15 protein-coding genes are annotated in these 17,678 nt (G+C 69.1%); 6 read left to right on the top strand and 9 right to left on the bottom strand.

Annotated features, from left to right (window positions below; translation table 11 throughout):
• Positions 1 to 4: 4 nt before the first annotated feature.
• From glf to galE, 3 genes are all read right to left on the bottom strand, one after another.
• Positions 5 to 2,359 (bottom strand): UDP-galactopyranose mutase, encoded by a 2,355-nt coding sequence (gene glf, locus ACK4I0_RS01190; RefSeq protein ID WP_409607167.1) that lies wholly within the window; start codon positions 2,357 to 2,359, stop codon positions 5 to 7.
• A gap of 85 nt (positions 2,360 to 2,444) precedes the next feature.
• Positions 2,445 to 3,743, bottom strand: coding sequence for a family 1 glycosylhydrolase (locus tag ACK4I0_RS01185; RefSeq protein ID WP_409607165.1), 1,299 nt, complete (start codon positions 3,741 to 3,743; stop codon positions 2,445 to 2,447).
• Entirely contained in the window at positions 3,740 to 4,759 is a 1,020-nt protein-coding gene (gene galE / locus ACK4I0_RS01180; protein WP_409607163.1) for a UDP-glucose 4-epimerase GalE, read from the bottom strand. Before galE ends, ACK4I0_RS01185 begins: the two co-directional genes overlap by 4 nt.
• A 157-nt stretch (positions 4,760 to 4,916) precedes the next feature.
• On the opposite strand from galE, the gene ACK4I0_RS01175 reads away from it, so the two are divergent.
• Complete coding sequence (locus tag ACK4I0_RS01175; protein WP_409607161.1) at positions 4,917 to 6,197, top strand: glycosyltransferase; 1,281 nt, start codon at positions 4,917 to 4,919, stop codon at positions 6,195 to 6,197.
• Positions 6,198 to 6,590: 393 nt separating this feature from the next.
• On the opposite strand, the gene ACK4I0_RS01170 is transcribed toward ACK4I0_RS01175, so the two are convergent.
• Both ACK4I0_RS01170 and ACK4I0_RS01165 read right to left on the bottom strand, forming a co-directional pair.
• Complete coding sequence (locus tag ACK4I0_RS01170) at positions 6,591 to 6,896, bottom strand: hypothetical protein (protein WP_409607159.1); 306 nt, start codon at positions 6,894 to 6,896, stop codon at positions 6,591 to 6,593.
• 51 nt (positions 6,897 to 6,947) lie between these two features.
• Positions 6,948 to 7,163: a hypothetical protein gene (locus ACK4I0_RS01165; RefSeq protein ID WP_409607157.1), complete on the bottom strand. Its 216-nt coding sequence runs from the start codon at positions 7,161 to 7,163 to the stop codon at positions 6,948 to 6,950.
• Positions 7,164 to 7,991: 828 nt separating this feature from the next.
• On the opposite strand from ACK4I0_RS01165, the gene ACK4I0_RS01160 reads away from it, so the two are divergent.
• The gene (locus ACK4I0_RS01160; protein ID WP_409607155.1) at positions 7,992 to 9,293 is read left to right on the top strand and encodes a mechanosensitive ion channel; all 1,302 of its coding nucleotides are present in this window, start codon (positions 7,992 to 7,994) and stop codon (positions 9,291 to 9,293) included.
• 389 nt (positions 9,294 to 9,682) lie between these two features.
• Here ACK4I0_RS01160 and ACK4I0_RS01155 read toward each other — a convergent pair whose 3' ends face one another.
• Positions 9,683 to 10,945: a dicarboxylate/amino acid:cation symporter gene (locus tag ACK4I0_RS01155; RefSeq protein WP_409607153.1), complete on the bottom strand. Its 1,263-nt coding sequence runs from the start codon at positions 10,943 to 10,945 to the stop codon at positions 9,683 to 9,685.
• Between the two features lie 577 nt (positions 10,946 to 11,522).
• Here ACK4I0_RS01155 and ACK4I0_RS01150 point away from each other — a divergent pair.
• Both ACK4I0_RS01150 and ACK4I0_RS01145 read left to right on the top strand, forming a co-directional pair.
• Positions 11,523 to 12,665 carry a DUF3182 family protein gene (locus tag ACK4I0_RS01150; protein ID WP_409607151.1) on the top strand — a complete coding sequence of 381 codons (1,143 nt, stop codon included), beginning with the start codon at positions 11,523 to 11,525 and terminating at the stop codon, positions 12,663 to 12,665.
• Positions 12,662 to 13,420: an alpha/beta hydrolase family protein gene (locus tag ACK4I0_RS01145; protein WP_409607149.1), complete on the top strand. Its 759-nt coding sequence runs from the start codon at positions 12,662 to 12,664 to the stop codon at positions 13,418 to 13,420. The genes ACK4I0_RS01150 and ACK4I0_RS01145 overlap by 4 nt, the downstream gene beginning before the upstream one ends.
• 166 nt (positions 13,421 to 13,586) lie before the next feature.
• Here ACK4I0_RS01145 and ACK4I0_RS01140 read toward each other — a convergent pair whose 3' ends face one another.
• From ACK4I0_RS01140 to ACK4I0_RS01130, 3 genes are read right to left on the bottom strand one after another with little or no spacing between them, the layout of a single operon-like run.
• Positions 13,587 to 13,862 (bottom strand): hypothetical protein, encoded by a 276-nt coding sequence (locus tag ACK4I0_RS01140; RefSeq protein WP_409607147.1) that lies wholly within the window; start codon positions 13,860 to 13,862, stop codon positions 13,587 to 13,589.
• 24 nt (positions 13,863 to 13,886) lie between these two features.
• A complete protein-coding gene (locus ACK4I0_RS01135) occupies positions 13,887 to 14,588 on the bottom strand; it encodes an SOS response-associated peptidase family protein (protein WP_409607145.1) in 702 nt (233 codons plus the stop codon).
• 47 nt (positions 14,589 to 14,635) lie between these two features.
• The gene (locus ACK4I0_RS01130; protein ID WP_409607143.1) at positions 14,636 to 15,082 is read right to left on the bottom strand and encodes a hypothetical protein; all 447 of its coding nucleotides are present in this window, start codon (positions 15,080 to 15,082) and stop codon (positions 14,636 to 14,638) included.
• Between the two features lie 234 nt (positions 15,083 to 15,316).
• On the opposite strand from ACK4I0_RS01130, the gene ACK4I0_RS01125 reads away from it, so the two are divergent.
• Both ACK4I0_RS01125 and ACK4I0_RS01120 read left to right on the top strand, forming a co-directional pair.
• A complete protein-coding gene (locus ACK4I0_RS01125) occupies positions 15,317 to 16,738 on the top strand; it encodes a circularly permuted type 2 ATP-grasp protein (protein WP_409607141.1) in 1,422 nt (473 codons plus the stop codon).
• Complete coding sequence (locus tag ACK4I0_RS01120) at positions 16,738 to 17,676, top strand: alpha-E domain-containing protein (protein WP_409607139.1); 939 nt, start codon at positions 16,738 to 16,740, stop codon at positions 17,674 to 17,676. The genes ACK4I0_RS01125 and ACK4I0_RS01120 overlap by 1 nt, the downstream gene beginning before the upstream one ends.
• Positions 17,677 to 17,678 lie beyond the last annotated feature (2 nt).

Here is a 17,678-nt window from a genome sequence, read left to right as displayed (position 1 = left end):
GACCTCACAGTCGGGCTGTCGCCGCCGCGGCCGGCGCGGACGTCCGCGCCGCCCGCTGTCTGCGCCATGTCGCCAACGCCTGACCGGTCACCTGATCCATGTTGTAGTAGCGGTAGGTCGCCAGCCGCCCGATGAAGGTGACGTCCGTCCGGGACATCGCGAGGGCCTCATACTGCTTGAACAGCGCTTGGTTCTCCGCCCTGGGAATGGGATAGTAGGGATCGCCCTCCGCCGCCGGATATTCATAGGTCACGCTCGTCTGCGGATGGGTCTGGCCGGTGAGGTGCTTGTATTCCGTGACGCGTGTGTACGGCGTCGCCTCGTCCGGATAGTTCACCGTCGCGACGGGCTGGAACTGCGCCTGGTCCAGGGTCTCGTGGCGGAACCGCAGCGAGCGATAGGGCAGCGGCCCGAACCGATGGTCGAAGAATTCGTCGATCGGCCCGGTGAAGACCAGATGGTCGTGGCGGACCTCGTCCAGGACATCGCGATATTCGACGCCGGTCTGGACGGTGATCAGCGGGGACGCCAGCATGGTCTCGAACATCCGCGTGTAGCCGGCGGCCGGCATGGCCTGGAAGGCGTCGGTGAAATAGCGGTCGTCCGTGCTGGTCCGGGTGGGCACCCGCGCCGTCACCGACCTGTCGAGTTCCGAGGGGTCCAGACCCCATTGTTTGCGGGTATAGCCGCGAAAGAAGGTTTCGTAGAGCTCCCGCCCCACGGCCGCCACCACCACATCCTCCGACGTGCGTATGCGCTCGACCGGCTCGGCGCGCTCGGCCAGCCAGGCCTCCGCCGCCTCGTCCGAACGCAGATCGGCGCCATACAGGGCGTTGATGGTGGTGCGGTTGATCGGGATGGGCACCAGGGCGTCCCCGACCTGGGCCAGCACCCGGTGCTCATAAGGCCGCCAGTCGGTGAACCGCGAAAGATGGTCGAAGACCTCCGCGGAGTTGGTGTGGAAGATGTGCGGGCCGTACTGGTGGATCAGCAGGCCGGCCGCATCCAGGCGGTCGTGGGCGTTGCCGCCGATGTGTCCCCGCTTGTCGATGACCATCACCCGTTGGCCCTCCGAGGCCAGCCGCTCGGCCATGACCGCCCCTGCGAAGCCCGCGCCCACGACCAGGGTGTCGAAGGCGGCGATCCGATCCGACGGCCGCACCGCCGGCGCAGCGACGCGGGCCGGTCCGCGGCGGTCTGAGGCCGCCCGTTCGATCAGGGCGTTCATGCGCAGTTGGGTCTGATCCCAGGACAGGGCGGCCAAGGCGTCGTCCGCCTCGGCGCGCCAAGCTCCGGAACGGTCACGCGCCCGAGCCAGCGCGTCCTCGCACGCCGCCACAAAGGCCTCGGCCGTATCGGCGATGGCGACGCCCTGGAGCGAGCCGTAGTGGCGAACGACATCCCGGATGGGGGTCGAGACCACCGGCAGGCCGGCGGCCAGATACTCCGGGGTCTTGGTGGGGCTGATGAAGCGGGTGGAGGCGTTCATGGCGAACGGCATCAGCGCCACGTCCCAGGCCGCCATGCGCTCGGGGAGGTGATCATAGGCCGCCGGGCCGGACCAGATGATGTTGGCGCGCCGCGGCAGATCGTCGGCCGAGACCTTCACGACCGGCCCGATCATCTCGATCTCCCACTCCGGCCGCGCCTCGGCCAGGGCGGAAACCAGCTCCAGATCCATCCGCTCGTCGATCACGCCGCAGAAGCCCATGCGTACGCGCCCGCGCCGATCGTCCCGGATCGATGCGCCCGAACGGGCCCGGGCGAAGTGGGCGGCGTCGACGCTCGACGGAAAGGGATGGATGTTCGGATGCTGGTCGCGCTTGGCCTCGAAGAGACTGTAGCCGCCCGTGAAGACGATGTCGGCCGCGCCCATGAGCTCGCGCTCCAGCGTCGTCAGCTCGGGCGGAGCGAACCGGAAGGCGGACAGTTCGTCCATGCAGTCATAGACCACCACCGCCGCCGGCACGTGCCGCGCCACCGGCAGCATCATCGGCGTGTAGTACCAGACGACAGGGGCGCGGATGTCGCGTTCGGCCAGCAGCTCGTCAAGGAGCTGCCGCATGACGGCGTTCCGGCTCGCCCCGTCCAGACCGTCGGGCAGCCGGGGGGTGGCCACCAGGACGCCGCTGGCGGCGCAGGACCGCACCTCGAGACTGACGCCCTCGCCCGTTGGGGCCGGCAGCGGCTCTTCGAAAAAGACCACCGTCCGCGTCGCTGCAAACCGCGACATCAGATGTTGGGGGCGCTGGAAGACGAAGTCCCAGCGGAGATGGGACAGACACACCAGGGGCGCCGCATCCACGGCGGGAAGGCGGAGGACGTCAGCGCTCAGGTCAGACGGGGCGGAATACGACATCGGCGGCCTTTCGAACTTGCCAAGGCGCAAGCCGTCGCTGCACTGCGAGTTCCACTGCACTGAAAAGGCTTTACTTTCAGTCGACTCAGTGTCGGACTTCGAACATTGGGCTCAGTCTCGCCGGCGGATAGATCAGCCGATCGGCCGTTCGCCACCAGCCGTCCCCCTCGGTGGCGGACCCGCCGCCTCCGGCCAGGCGCCGCACCAGGTCCGCTAGAGGGGTCTTGCGGGGTTCGCCGCCTGAGACGTCGAAGACCCCCGTTTCGTAGCGCCCCTCCCAGCGGGTCACCAGGCTGTCCCAGTCATGACTCCCCAAAAGGGCCCAGACGGTGACGGCCTCAACCGGGATCCCGGCCTCGCGCGCCCTCTGCGCGGCGTTCCAGCATTCGGCCAGCCAGCGGCGCTGGTCGGCGACCCCTGCCCCCAGGTGACATTCCGTGACGGCCAGGGGTATCCCGTACCGCCGCCACAGCCCCTGCAGGGCGTGGGTCCAGCCGCAGTCGCGCGTTTCGGCCACCCGCACCGCCTCGACATCGGCGTAGGCCAGCCGTCCATTGCCGCCATGAAGGGTCTCGGGATAGGCCGAGACGTCCGGATCCAGCACACGATCACTGGTGACATAGTGGTTCAGCCCGATCAGGTCAGGCGGACAGGGCAGGCGGCTCAGATCGTTCACCGCGTCGGCCAGTCCGGCCGCCTCGAACGCCGCCTCGAGATCCGCCCCTCCCGCGCCCCGCCCCGTGAGCAGGTCCCAGGTCAACAGACGCCGCCGGTTCTCATAATCCGCCTGCGCCTCGCAGGCGCCCAGGCCCCAGGTGCGTCCGAAATCTTCGGTCTGGATCAGCCGGGCGTCGGGCCGAACCTGCCGGATGGCTCCCATCGCCGCGCGGACAGCCAGCAACTGGTGGACCAGGGCGGTGAGGAAGCCGGCCTCGTCGGACCGATGCGGATGCCAGTGGCCGTAAAGGGCGGCGAACCGGGCGGTCGTCAGCGGCTCATTGACAGGGGTCCAGTCTCGCACCCAGTCGTAGCGCTGCGCCGCCGCGCCTGCGAAGCGAGCCAGGCCGGTCGCGAACGCCGGGTCCAGAAGGTCGGTCCAGGCGGGTCCGGACCCGTGATGGAGGAGACCGATGATCGGCCGCACGCCCAGAACCCGGAGGCGCTGCAAACGGGCGTCAGCCCAGGTCCAGTCATAGACGCCGGGAGCGGTTTCGGTCCGTTCCCAGAGCACGGGATAGCGCAGCGCCGTGAATCCGAGATCCGCGAAGCGGTCCAGATCGTCGATGCGGTGATGATGACCGGATGCGACTGTCTGGTCGCGCCAGTCGTCGCCGACACGATTGACGGTGCATTCGTGACCGCCCCAGAGTTCGAGCGGCGTCACGCCACCGCCCGGTCCGGCGCCGCGGCCGGGCCGAAGGCCGGGGCCTCGCGCCACTTCACCGCCGATCGGACCACCGCATCGAAATCGGTCCATCCGGGACGCCATCCCAGGCAGCGGCCGGCCCGGCCGGCGTCCGCCACGAGACAGGCTGGATCGCCGTCGCGCCGCGGACCGATCTCGGCCGGGGGGCGCCGCCCGACCGCGCGCCCGACAGCCTCGATCACCTCCAGCACCGACCGCCCCCGTCCCAGACCGAGGTTCAGGGCCATGAAGCCGCTGTCGCCCACATCCGCCGTCAGGGCGAGCAGATGCGCCGCCGCCAGATCCTCAACATGGACGTAATCGCGCACGCAGGCGCCGTCGGGCGTCGGAAAGTCGGTCCCGAATACGGTCAGGGCGGGGCCCAGTCCCAGGGCGGCCTCGATCGCCAGCGGGATCAGGTGGCTTTCGGCGCGATGGGCCTCGCCCAGCCGCCCGTCGCGGTCGGCTCCGCAGGCGTTGAAATAGCGCAGCGCCACCGCCTGAAGCCCGTACGCCCGGGCGCAGGCCGAGATCAGGCGCTCGCCCGCGAGCTTTGAATCGCCGTAGGGATTGATGGGCTGCAGCGGCAGGCTCTCGACCAGCGGGGCCGGTCCGTCGTCGAGGGGCTGGCCATAGACGGCTGCGGTCGAGGAAAAGACGAGCCGCTCCACCCTGGCGCGACGCATCGCCGACAGGACCGCCGCCACGCCGCCCAGGTTCACGTCCCAGAACCGGTCCGGTTCGATGGCGGACCGGCCCACCTCGATCAGGCCGGCGAAGTGGATGACGGCGTCAATCCTATGCTCGCGCATGCACCGGGTCAGGGCGTCCGCGTCGCGCACATCGCCCACGACAAGCGGGCCCCACTGGACCGCGGCGCGGTGGCCGTTGCTGAGATCGTCAAACACGACAGGACTATATCCCGCCTCCGCCAGGGCCTTGGCGGTGTGCGAGCCGATGTAGCCCGCGCCGCCGGTCACCAATATGCGCTTCATGCGATCGTCTCCTCGACGCCGATCGAACCGCTGTCCCGGTCCGCTGTTGCGAAGGTCGGAAAGCCGACATGGAGCTTACCTGGCGGCGCGTATCACGCAGCGTCGGAACCCCGGCCCGCCGGCGCGGCTTGGGTCTGCGGCGGAAGAGGATGGAGCCATGCGTTTCCTGTTCACCACCTTCGAAGGCGGCGGCCATGTGCCTCCCGCCCTGCTCATGGCCCGGACGCTCCAGCAGCGCGGCCACGAGGTGCTGGTCGTCTCCGATCCCGCCAACGCTCTCGCGGCCCAGGCCGCCGGCCTGGCCTTCACGCCTTGGCGTACCGCGCCCCGCCGCCTCGCCACGGCGCAGGTCGACGACCCGCTCCAGGACTGGCGCCGCCGCTGGCCCCCCGCCGTGGTCCGCGCCGTCTGTCGGGCCGTAATGACCGGTCCGGCCCTGGACTACGCCCGAGACACCCGCGACCTGATCCAGGCCTTCGATCCCGACCTGATCGTCTCCAACGAGCTCCTGCTCGGTTGCCTCCTAGCCGCCGAGGCGGGGGCCCGCCCCGTCGCCCTGCTGACCGGCAATCTGTGGCCCTATCCGACCCGGCCCGATCTGCCGCCCTTCGGTCCGGGCTGGGCGCCTCCCCGCACGGAGCGGGCCCGACGGGCTCACGACTACGGGCGCGGCCTGATCGGCCGCTGGTTCGACGCGGGGCTGCCTGCGCTCAACGCCGCCCGCGCCGAATTCGGCCTGGCGCCCCTGGACGCCGTCCTCGACCAGCTCGACGCCGCCCAGGGGATTGTGCTGGGCGCGAGCCGGGCCTTCGACTATGGCCTTCAGCCGCCGCAGGGCTATGTTCACGCCGGCGCCCTGATCGATTTCCCGCCGGCGCCCCCTGAGACCAGCGCGCCCGGGTCGCGGCCCAAGGTGCTGATCTCCTTCAGCACCACCTTCCAGAACCAGACGGCGGTGATGGCGCGGTGCCTCCGAGCCCTGGCCCCCCTGCCCGTCGATGTGATCGCCACCACCGGCCCGGCGGTCGACCCGCGGGACCTGCCGTGTCCCGCCAACGCCCAGGTGACGCCCTGGGCCGATCATGACCGTCTCGTGCCGGAATGCAGCCTCGTGATCTGCCACGGCGGCCACGGCACCCTCCTGCGTCCGCTGCGCCATGGGGTGCCGGTCCTCTGCCTGCCCATGGGCCGGGATCACCCCGAGAACGGCCGTCGCCTTGTGGAGCACGGGGCCGGTCTCATGGCGCGCAAGGGCGCGCCGCCGCGGCGGCTGCGCGCGCTCGCGCTCCGCCTATTGGATGACGCCCGGTATGCTCGGGCCGCGGACCGTCTGGGCAAGCGCATCCTCGCGGATCAGCCGCAGGAGCGGGCCGCCGGCGTCGCCGCACTGGAAGGCCTGACGGTGCGATCCGAAGGGTCCGTCGCCCGGGCCGCCTGAGCCACCCGTATGCGGCGCGGGGTGTGGACCGACGGCTGATGGGCGTCGCGCGCGGCGCCCGCCCCCCCCCCCCGACGATCGGGACCGGCGAAGGGCGAGCCGGCGCTCCCTGCACGGTCCGCTTCAGCCGTGTCGGTTCGCCGACATCCCCGACGCTTGACGAGGGGATGGAGGAACTCCGTCAGACGGCCCGGCTTCTCACAGGATGGATCAACCGCCTCCCCCCCGCCGCCCGCTTCGACCTGGCCCCACAGCCGTAGGCGGGCGGGGCGATCCTGCCGACGAAGAACTGCTCATTGATGGTCAGGAGGAGGTGTTTTCCCGCTCGGAGGTCGAACTCGGCCGGATCGAGCACGGCTCAGGCGGGGATCGGCCCAAGCCGGCCGGAGAGACCTAGACCAGACCGAGCTGCTCGTGCCTATCGTCCGGCTCGGCAGCCCCGCCGGAACGGACAAAGGGCAGCGCCCCCGGGGCCAAGCCTTTGTGTTTGGGTCCGGTCTTCAGCGTGCCCACCAGCAGCGCAGACCCTTCCGGCAGGGTCCTCTTTATCCGGTGGTAGAGCCTGGACTGGGAGAGGGCGGTCCGCACAAGACACAGCCCCGGCGTCAGTTCGAACACTTCGCCGGGCCACGGCGCCGCGCGTTCCGGGGCGGACGCCCACACGACATACAGGTCGCGGTGAGGGGTTGGGACGGTCATGACCGTCCCAACGTCCCACACGCGCGCCCGATCCCACGTCGAAGGCCGGGATCAACTGTCGTCGCAAGAGGGCTCTGTCAGCCGTTGGATGTCCGCCAGTCCGGCCGCATGATCCAGGCGGCACGATAGCGCCCGCGCGGCCTCGACCGTATAGACCGCCTCCACGCCCGGCCCGGAAACCAGCACTTCCCCATTGAGCGCCACCACCCGCGGCGGCTCCGGATGGGCGTCCAGCGCCTGGGCAGGCGGGGTCGGGCGTGGGGTCACCGCGCCCCGCCGTCCCCGCCGGCATCAGCCGGCTGCCGACTCGACACCCGCTCGCTTTCCATTCCGGCGTCAGTCGCCGAGTCGCCCGAACCGGGACCGGTTGGCCCAAAGCCGGAAGCCTCGGCCTTCTGCTTCGGCGCCGGGCTTGTCTCCCCGACCCGCTGCTGTCCCACGCCAGCGCTTTCGACAGCCGGATCGCCCTGAGACGGCGTGTTGATGTCATTCATTCGGGTGTCCTTCACTATGCGGAACAGCGGCCAGAGGGCCGTCCGGCGCCCCTGTGACCGGTTTCCGACAATTCCAACGGGTGGACGTCGAGGTCCGGACTCTGAAGGGGGCGCTTGCGACATGACCCGGCGCCAGGCGTTCCAGACCCATGAACATGCTGCTCGCCTTGGCCGCCCGCTGGCTGGCCCTCCAGAGCGGACGCCGGCATCGGGCTCTTTCCAAGATTCCGGGGGAACGCCGCGGCTGGCTCTAACAGCCTGTCTTCGCCTGACAGCTCTCTTGACTCAGCCCGAACGTCCGTTGAAGCCGGCGCCCGCATCCTGTTCTGTCTTGATCTCAGCACGGTGAAGGCGGCGCCCATAGACGAGCGGCGCTCCGGCTCACTGTTCGGATCGGCTGAGGCTCTATTCGATGCCGACGGGCGGCGCAGCGTGAGATCGCGATCGCCCTACGGCTTCAGGTCCCGCCCCGCGGTTCCTGGCTGACTGGTTCCAAACACAGCCTCGGCGCTGGCCCTCCTGCCGGGCTTCGTTTCTTTCCACAAGGAACGCCGGGGCCTGTCTGGTGTTGGCATTCAATCGCTGATGGGGAGAGATGAGAATGACTTACCGCACAAACTACGAATTCATCGGCTGGGAGCCGCTGCTCTACGAATGGTCTCCCAAGGTCCTGGGGGCCGTGCTTATCCTGGTCGCCGCCTGGTTCATCGGCAAGGCGGTCAAATGGGCGCTGGCAAAGGGGGTAGACCGGATACCCGGCTCATCACGAGCCAATCTCACCGATGATCCTCGGCTAACTGTCGGCCGCAGCTTGGGCGAGGTCGCCTTCTGGCTCATCCTCCTGTTCGGCGTGGTAGCCGCCCTGGGCGTTCTCAACCTGGGCCAGGTCGTCACGCCCCTCAACACCCTGCTCAATCAGGTCGCGGGCTTCCTGCCGAACATACTGGGCGCGTCGCTGATCTTCTTCATCGGCTTCGTCTTGGCCACCTTGGCCCGACGCGTGACCGAGGCTGCGCTGCAGGCGGCCAATGCAGACCATTGGCTGGACCGCGCCGGTGTGACACGAGCCACCGGGTCCACCGGGCTCTCGACGGCGGCCGGCACCCTGGTGTTTGTCCTTGTTCTCATCCCCATCACAATAGCGGCGCTGGAGCAGCTGGGCATCCAGTCCATCACCCTGCCTGCAGTGGCTGTGCTGTCGATGGTGTTTGAAGCCATCCCCCGCGTGCTTGCCGCCACACTGGTCCTCGCCGTCGGCTGGCTGATCGGGCGCTGGGTCGGCCAAGTGGTCGAGAGGGTTCTGCCGGCCACAGGTTTCGATCGGAGCGTCGATGGCGTTACGCGGCTGTTTAAACGCGATCCGGCGGCGTCCACGACCGGAGCCGCGCCCTACGCAGGCGATGTGACGCCCGCCACCGCCGCCGCCCTCAGCGGCGATGCCGCTCCTGCCCTCACCCCGTCGCGGGTGGTTGGACGCCTCGTCATGGTTGCGATCGTGGCTTTCACTGCGGTGGAGGCTGCCCGTCTGCTTCAGTTCGACACGCTCGCTGCGACCGTTGAGGAAATACTTGGGCTAGCGGGACGGGTCATTGTCGGCGCGGTGATCATAACGGCAGGCGTGCTCATATCAGACATCCTGTCCCGGCTTATCAACAAGGGCACCGCTGGCGCCGACCGCTTTGCCTCTACCATCGTTCGGTGGGCGACTATCGCTCTGGCTGTAGCCATGGGGCTTCGGTTCATGGGCATCGCTGACGACATTGTTCTGATGGCCTTCGGGCTCACGCTTGGAGCGGCGGCTGTCGCTGCGGCTCTGGCGTTCGGGCTTGGAGGCCGGGGACCCGCCGCCGAGGTCGCCCAGACCTGGGCTGATCGGATCACGGGGCGTCGCCCGCGCGGTTGACCTGCCCTGCCCAAGGGGCGGAAAACTACCCGCTTCGGCCGAGACGCCGAAGCGGGCCCGCCTAATTGTCTCACATCAGCCAGACAGTCCCAACGGCCTCGACGCGTGGCAGAATAGGCCGGCGGCCAATGTATGTGACGGCGCCGGATGTCGAGCGACGCCAGCGCAGAAATGACAGTCGGCTAGAAGGGGCCTTGCCACTGGCGGCAGGGCCTGAGCCGTCCGGTCGAAGATTCGGCCATAAGCCTTCCTCAAAGCTGGCGGGCCGTCTGGCGACGATGGGACCCTCGAGCGCGATTGATGAGAACCAGAGTGACGAAGAGCAGGGGCGCCGCCGCGCGTCTTTCAGCCTAGATCAAGCCGCTCGCTTGGTGGAACGGTCTCCCTCCTCAGACCGTCCGCCCGGCATCCAGCGACGTCTCGACCGGCTCCAGCTCCTCCACAGACGCGGCCACGACCCGGGCCACGGCCAGGTCACCGGTGACGTTGATCACGGTGCGCCACATGTCGAGCAGCCGGTCGAAGGGCAGGATCAGGCCGATGACCAGCGCGATCTGCGCGCCCGACAGCCCCACGACGTCCAGCACCGTCGCCATCAGGAACAGCGACGCCGAGGGCACGGACGCCGTGCCTATGGACACGAAGGTCGTGGTGAGCGCGATCAGCGCGTAGTCGCTCAGGGATAGTTGAACCCCAAAGGCCTGGGCGGCGAAGACCGCGACTGCGGCCACATAAAGCGCGGTGCCGTCCATGTTGATCGTGGCGCCCAGGGGAATGACCGACGACGCCACCGGCGGCCGAATTCTCAGATTGGCCTCGGCGGCGGTCAGGGTGGCCGGCAGGGTCGCCGCGCTCGAACTGGTCGAGAAGGCCAGAACCTGGGGTGTTCGAATGGCGGCGAAGAAGTCCCTGATCCGCATCTTGCCAAAAGCCCGGACCAGGCCCGCATGGACGATCAGCATCTGCAAGGCGCCGCCGACGTAGACGATCGCCGCGATCAGGAAGATATTGATGAAGGCTCCCGCCCCCTGGACCCCCACGACCCAGGCGACCAGGGCGAAGACGCCGAAGGGCGCCAGCTCCATCACCACGCCGGTGACCTTGAGCATGACATCGGCGCCGGATTCGAACAGGCGTCCGATCGGACGCCCTCGCTCGCCGGCCAGCAGGACGCCGACGCCGAGCAGGACGCCGAAGAAGATCAGAGCCAGGATGTCGCCCTCGGCGAAGGCCGCGAAAACATTCTCGGGGACGATGGCCAGGAGCCGCTCCGCCAGAGGCACGGGCGCGGCCAGCTCGACCGCATTCCCACCCTCGCTCAGGGTTACGCCGCGGCCTGGTCCCAGCAGGCCGGCGAGACCGAGCCCGATGACGATCGCGCCCAGGGTGGTCACGATATACAGGCCAAACGCCCTGCCCCCGATGGAGGCGATGCGGGTCGGCTCCTTCATCGCCGTAATGCCGGCGACCAGGGTGACGAACACCAGGGGCGCGACCAGCATGCGGATCATGCGCACGAACAGGTCGCCCATCCAGCGGATCGACTCGATCTGAGGTCCTGCGATCCATCCGACCAGGGCGCCGAGTATCAGGGCCGCCATGATCCTCCGCCAGAGCGGCGTCGCCAGCCACAACCTCAGAATCGTCTTCATCCCGAACCTCCGTCCCACCGCGCGGGCGCCGGCGGCGGCCCTGAAGGGGACGCAAGGGGGTAGCCGACGCGCCTGCGAGAGGCAAAGGCGGCGGGCTCGCCGTTTCGTCTTCAACCAGGCGGGCGTACCTCGATCTTGGAGGGGGAGCCTTCAAACCGGTCGCCGGCCGCAGGGCGAGTGCGCGACACCCTTGGGGTCTCGACCATCATGCATGGTCCGGGCCGAGCACCCTGCCCCTGGCGACAACCGAGCCGCCCTTGCCTCCCCGTTCCTCGTGCAGCCCCGCTGCCCCGCCCTCTGCTCGCCCAAGGCGGTGTCGGCTATCGGCTTGAGGCTCAGACGGCGACCGCCCCTTGATGACCAGACGCTCCAGCCCGGTTGGCAGGCCCTGACGGCGCCCGGCGCACTAGGACAGCAAATCCCTATCCCCCGCCGTCGTCCCTCGCCGCCGATTCCGATCATACGCTTTCTTTCTCAGACGCAGGATCAGGACAGACGTCCGCGAGTTGGAGACTCGAACCCCGAGGCGCTCCGCGATCACACGTTGCGACACGTCAGGCCTCTCAGAAAGACCGCGATGATCGACCTGGCCGCCCATGACGTCGCTCCCTTTCCCTCCTTCACCAATGCGCGGGCCCTGTCGGGCATCGCCCTGTACAGCCCGACGGACCAGACGGGCGGCAACCGCCATGACCAGGTTTCGCGCGAAGTGCTGGTGACCCGCCTGGCGGCGCTCCTGCGCCTCCCTCTCAGGCCCGAAGTCGTGTCGACCGACGACGTCGGACCCGACGTTCTGCTCGTCCCGCGCGAGACCCTGGTCGACGGCGTCGGAATGCAGGCGCCGCTCACGACGACCAGCCTGCTCGGCGTGCGGGTGCCTCACGCCTTCGTGGCGACCAAGGCCATCACCCATGGCCTGATCCATCCCGACGCCGCCTGTGCGGCGGGCTGGTCCAGCGCCATGGCGGAGCGGCTCGGCGACGCCGCCCTGGACGGCTACACCGCCTTCTGCCTTCCGGACGCGCTCGAGGCCGGCCGTCGGCTGCTCGAGACCGGGCCGGCGCGGGTCAAGGACGTGAACGGCAAGGCGAGCCTGGGCCAGACGGTGGTCCGCAGCGCCGAGGAGCTCGAAGCCGTCATCGCTGCGCAGGATCCGGACGAACTCGCGCGGTTCGGCGTGGTCATCGAGGAGAATATGGACGAGGTGGAGACCTACAGCGTCGGCAGCCTCTCCGTCGCCGGCCTGGAGATCAGCTATGTCGGGGACCAGCAGGAGACCGTCGATCACAAGGGCCGGACCGTCTACGGCGGGAGCCGGCTGCGCTGCGTCCGCGGCGGCCTCGACCGCCTCACCCACCTCGGCCTGCAGCCTGAAGCGGTCGAGGCGGTCCGCTGTGCGGCGGTCTTCGACGACGCGGCCCGACGCGCCTATCCGGACATGATCCTGACCCGGCGCAACTATGACGTCCTGGCCGGACGGGACGTCCGCGGCCGGCGGCGCGTCGGCGTGCTGGAGCAGTCCTGGCGAGTCGGCGGCGCCACCGGCGCCGAGGTCGCCGCGCTCGAAGCCTTCGCCCGGTTCCCCGATCTCCTCCAGGTCGAGACCGCGACGGTAGAGGTCTATGGCGAGGCGGCCGTGCCCGAACAGGCCGTCACCTATTTCAGCGGCGTCGATCCCAGGGTCGGGGCCATGACCAAATATGCGGTGAGGCTGGCGTGAAGGATCAGGTCGACATCCAGGAGGGCCGCGTCGAGCTCAAGGTCGACGGCCAGAAGCTGTCCGGCACCCTGCTGCAGCCCGAGGCCCCCGTCCCGGGCTTCCTCTTCGTCCACGGCTGGGGCGGAGACCAGGAGGAGGATCTCGACCACGCCGAGGAAATCGCCCGACTGGGCTGCGTCTGTTTCACCTTCGACCTGAGGGGTCACGCCGAGAGCGATGCAAGGCGCGATGAGGTGACCCGCCAGGACGGTCTGGACGACGTCACGGCCGCCTATGACTATCTCGCCGCCCAGCCCCTCATCGAGGCCGACTCCATCGGCGTGATCGGCACGAGCTACGGCGGCTATCTGTCCGCCCTGCTGACGGCGGCCAGGCCGGTGCGGTGGCTGGCCCTGCGCGTGCCCGCCCTCTATCCCGACACCGGCTGGGAGACGCCCAAGGCCCGGCTGGACAAGGCCGAGGTCCGCGCCTACCGCGAGCAGCCCCGGACACCGCAGGAGGACCGCGCCCTGGCGGCCTGCGAAGCCTTCGAGGGCGATGTCCTGATCGTTGAATCCGGCGAGGACGACCGCATACCGACCGAAGTGATCCTGTCCTACCAGTCGGCCTTCAAGCGCGCCAAATCCTTCACCCATCGCGTCATTCCGGGCGCCACCCACGCGATGCGCGATCCGGCCGACCAGCGCGTCTATGCGACGATCCTGATCAACTGGCTCGAGGAGATGGTGCGCGCCAGCCGGAAGTCCTATCGCTGACGGGGTCTCCCACCGTGCGGCCACGGCTGCACGCAGGTGGTTTGTGGGGATATCCACGACGGATCGATAGGCGAGCTGCAGCAGATTCGCTTGAGCCGGACGCGTTGGACAGACCGACGCTCCGCTCCTGCCGGCTCCGGCTCATTCCCGGCCCGCGTCCCCCGTCTCAGGGCGCCGCCGTCAGATCTCGGTAAGGTTCGCCCGCCTTCCCCGCTTCGGCGCGCGTGAGCACCTTCGTCTCCGCCGTCGAACTCACCGCGACCTTTATGTCCCGGATGCGGATGCCGTCCGCGATGGTGCGCGGCCGGGGGCGGTCGATGGTGGCGATCCGCTCGATCCAGTCGTCGGTCTGGACGGTGATCAGGCCGGGCATCCGATCAGGATCGCCATTGGCTTCCGCCGCCATGGCGTCGAGACGGGCGTTGAGGTCTTCGGGCGTCATGCGCCGGCGTTTAAGCCGAGTCGCTCAGCAGATCGCCAAGGCGCCGTCCGGCAGGGCCCGCTGCAGCCCCTTCGCCTCCTCCCACGGCGCCCGCATCCAGGCTTCGCGCTCTTCAGCCGTCGTCAGGATCACCGGCATGGCCTTGGGGTGCACCGACTTCACCGGCTCGCTGGGTTCGGTGGTCAGAAAGGCGAAGAGGTCGCACGTCTCCATGCCGGTCCTGATCTTGCGGACGCAGGACCACCCGCGCACCTGGACACCGGCGAAAAAGGCCAGGGGATCCGGGTCGTCGCCATCCATCCGAAACCAGACCGGACGATAGCGGCCCTCGGCGTCCCGGCCCGGCTCGCTGAAGGCTGTGAACGGGACCAGGCATCGGTGCTCCGGGGCCAGCCACGGCCGCCAGTGCGCCGAGGCTGTGTTGCGCACATTGGTCGTGCCGCTGTCGGGCTCCATTTCGAGCAGTTTCGGAAAGTCGACGTCCTTGCCTCTGGCGCGCAGCTTGTCCGCCCGCTTCGTTGCGGCGTCGAACAGCGCCTTTTTCGACGACGGCAGGCCCCAGCGCGCCGAGGTCAGGACACGCTCGCCGCCCTCCCAGCGCACGATCGGCGCGGCGTAGTCGGGATAGACCTCGCCCGGGGCCAGATTGCCCACGTCCGACCGCATGGCGTTGGCCAGATCCAGGATGGCCTGCGGGCCGCTGCGCTGGCGATAGAGATTGCACATCGGCGGACGCTCTCACGACGACCGGGGTTTGTGGAGTCCAGCAGCTTTCAGCGCAGCCCGCGGATCTTCTGCATGAGCGCTTCGCGCGATTTGCGATGGACACTGGCCGCCTCATCGCGTTCGTCAGCCAAAGCGGCCTCGCGCGCGTCGAGGTCCGCCTGAGCGGCCTTCCACTTTTCGTCCAGCGCCTCGACCTGGGCCTCAAGCGCTTTCCGCTTCCTGTCGGCGGCTGACGGCGCCGCCGCCTTCCGGGTCTTTGGACGCTTGCCGAGTTTCCCCTTGTCGATCGCCTCGCCGCGCTGGATGACCTCTCCCGGGGCAGCCATCGCCGCGTCGTAGTCCGATCCGCTCTGGATCTCACGGGCCAAGCCGTCCTTGAAGATGTCCCGGCTCATGCCCCAGGCAGCGAGCGCCTTGGGGCGCGAGGACGCCGCCACGGTGAAGGCATGGAAGCCGTCCGACCACGAAAAGACCTTCAGTCTCGCCTTCGCCATCTCGAGAAGCTCTCTTCTCAGCTATAACATCCGCTCGCGCCCTGACAGGACAAGGATCAGGCGGTGCGTGGCGGCGACAAGGTATCCCAGAACGGTCATGGAACCCCAATGCAAGGGCCTGTGCTGAGTTGCCTCACGATTTCGTCGGCCAGATCGAATGCCGCACCGCAACAAACCGGTTGCACCCCGCCTGTCGCTGGGCTCAGTCTGCGGTGCTGACCGCAGCGAGGGCCCATGACCCAGGCGTTCGACGAAATGGCAGGCGACGGATCCGGGCCAGTTCGGGACGGCTACCACGCCCTGTCCGAATGGCTGAAGCAGGCGCCGCCGGACCTGCTGCAGGCGCGCTCCCGGCAGGCCGAGCTCTTCTTCCGCCGGATGGGGGTCACCTTCGCCGTCTATGGAGACGCGGACTCCAACGAGCGGCTCATTCCCTTCGACGTGGTGCCGCGCATCATCAATGCGGCGGAATGGGCGCGCCTCGAGGCCGGGCTGAAGCAGCGGGTGGGCGCCCTGAACGCCTTCCTCCACGACATCTACGGTCCTCAGGACTGTCTGCGGGCCGGCGTCGTGCCGGCCGAGCTGATCCTCACCAACCCCCAGTACCGCCCCGAGATGCAGGGCCGCCGGCCGCCCGGCGGGGTGTGGTGCCATGTCGCCGGGGTCGATCTGGTGCGGACCGGCGAGGACGGCTTCTATGTCCTCGAGGACAATGCGCGCACTCCCAGCGGCGTCTCCTACATGCTCGAGAACCGCGAGATGATGATGCGGCTCTTTCCGGACCTGTTCGCCGATCATCGGGTGCGGCCCGTCGACGACTACACCGACAGCCTCCTCGGCGCCCTGCAGGCCTCCGCCCCGCCCGGCTCCGGCGACGATCCGACCCTGGTCGTCCTGACCCCCGGCCCCTTCAACTCCGCCTATTACGAACACAGCTTTCTGGCCGACAAGCTTGGGGTGGAGCTGGTCGAGGGCCGCGACCTGTTCGTCAAGGACGACACCGTCTTCATGCGGACGACGGAGGGGGCCCGGCGGGTCGACGTCATCTACCGCCGCATCGACGACGACTATCTCGACCCCCTGACCTTCCGGCCGGACTCGACGGTCGGCGTGCCCGGACTGATGGCCGCCTACCAGGCCGGACGCGTCACCCTGGCCAATGCGGTCGGGACCGGCGTCGCCGACGACAAGGCGGTCTACACCTATATGCCGGAGATCATCCGCTTCTTCACCGGCGAAGAGCCCCTGCTGGCCAATGTGCCGACCTGGCGCTGCCGCGAGCCGGACCACCTCAAGGCCGTGCTGGACCGTCTCGACCAGCTGGTGGTCAAGGAGGTCGGCGGCTCGGGCGGCTACGGCATGCTGGTGGGCCCGGCGGCGACCCGGGCGGAGCTCGAGGCCTTCCGCGCCCGGCTGATCGCCGATCCGGGCGCCTTCATCGCCCAGCCGACGCTCAACCTGTCGACCGCGCCGACCCTGGCGGGCGGAGCGCTCGCCGCCCGCCACGTCGACCTGCGCCCCTTCGTCCTGAGCCGCCCCGGCGCGGTCGAGGTGATCCCGGGCGGCCTGACCCGGGTGGCCCTGACGGCCGGTTCGCTGGTGGTCAATTCGAGCCAGGGCGGCGGCACCAAAGACACCTGGGTCCTGGACGACTGATGCTCTCGAGAACCGCGGACAGCCTGTACTGGACCGGCCGCTACATGGAGCGGGCGGACTTCCTCGCCCGCATCCTGGAGGCGGCGGTGCGGCTCGCGGCCCTGCCGACCCGCGACGACGCCGCCCAGCCGGCCTGGGCCGGCGCCCTGGCCTCGTCCGGCATGAAGGGGGCGTTCGATGCGGGGGGCCGGACCGTCTCCGAGAAGTCGGTGCGCGAATTCCTGGCCTTCGCCGCCGACAATCCGACCTCGATCAAAGCCTGCCTCACCCGGGCGCGCACCAACGCCCGGTCGGTGCGCACCGCCCTGACCATCGAGCTGTGGGAGGCGATCAACGGCGCCTTCAACGGGCTGAACGAGCTCGGCCAGCCGACCCGCCGCGACGACTTCGTCGGCTATCTGGATTTCGTCAAGGCGACGGCCCTCGCCGTCGAGGGCGCGGCGTCCCGCACCATGCTGCGCAACGACGCCTACTGGTTCCTGCGCCTGGGCATGGCGCTGGAGCGGGCCGACAACACCGCGCGCCTGCTCGACGTCAAATATCACCTGCTGCTGCCGCCCGGCGAGCGGGTCGGCGGCCAGCTGGACTATTTCCAGTGGACCACCCTGCTCAGGGAGGTGTCCGCCCTCACCGCCTACCGCTGGGTCTACCGCGGCTCCGTCCGCCCCTGGCTGGTGGCGGACCTGCTGGTCCTGAACCGTCAGATGCCCCGCTCCCTGGCCAGCTGCCAGGGGATGATCGTCAGCTATCTGGAGCGGCTGGCGACGGACTACGGCCGACGCGGTCCGGCCCAGCGGCTGGCCTCAGCCCACCTGGCCCGCTTCAACGCAGCGCGAATCGAGGACATCTTCCAGTCCGGCCTGCACGAATACATCCAGGCCTTCCTCAAGGAGAACAACGCCCTGGGCGCCGCCATCTCCGACCAGTACCTGGCCTGACC

This window comes from Brevundimonas sp. (assembly GCF_046295775.1).
Classification (GTDB): domain Bacteria; phylum Pseudomonadota; class Alphaproteobacteria; order Caulobacterales; family Caulobacteraceae; genus Brevundimonas.
The sequence above is the reverse complement of the archived record's forward strand: the minus strand, read 5'-3'. Positions and strand labels throughout refer to the sequence as shown.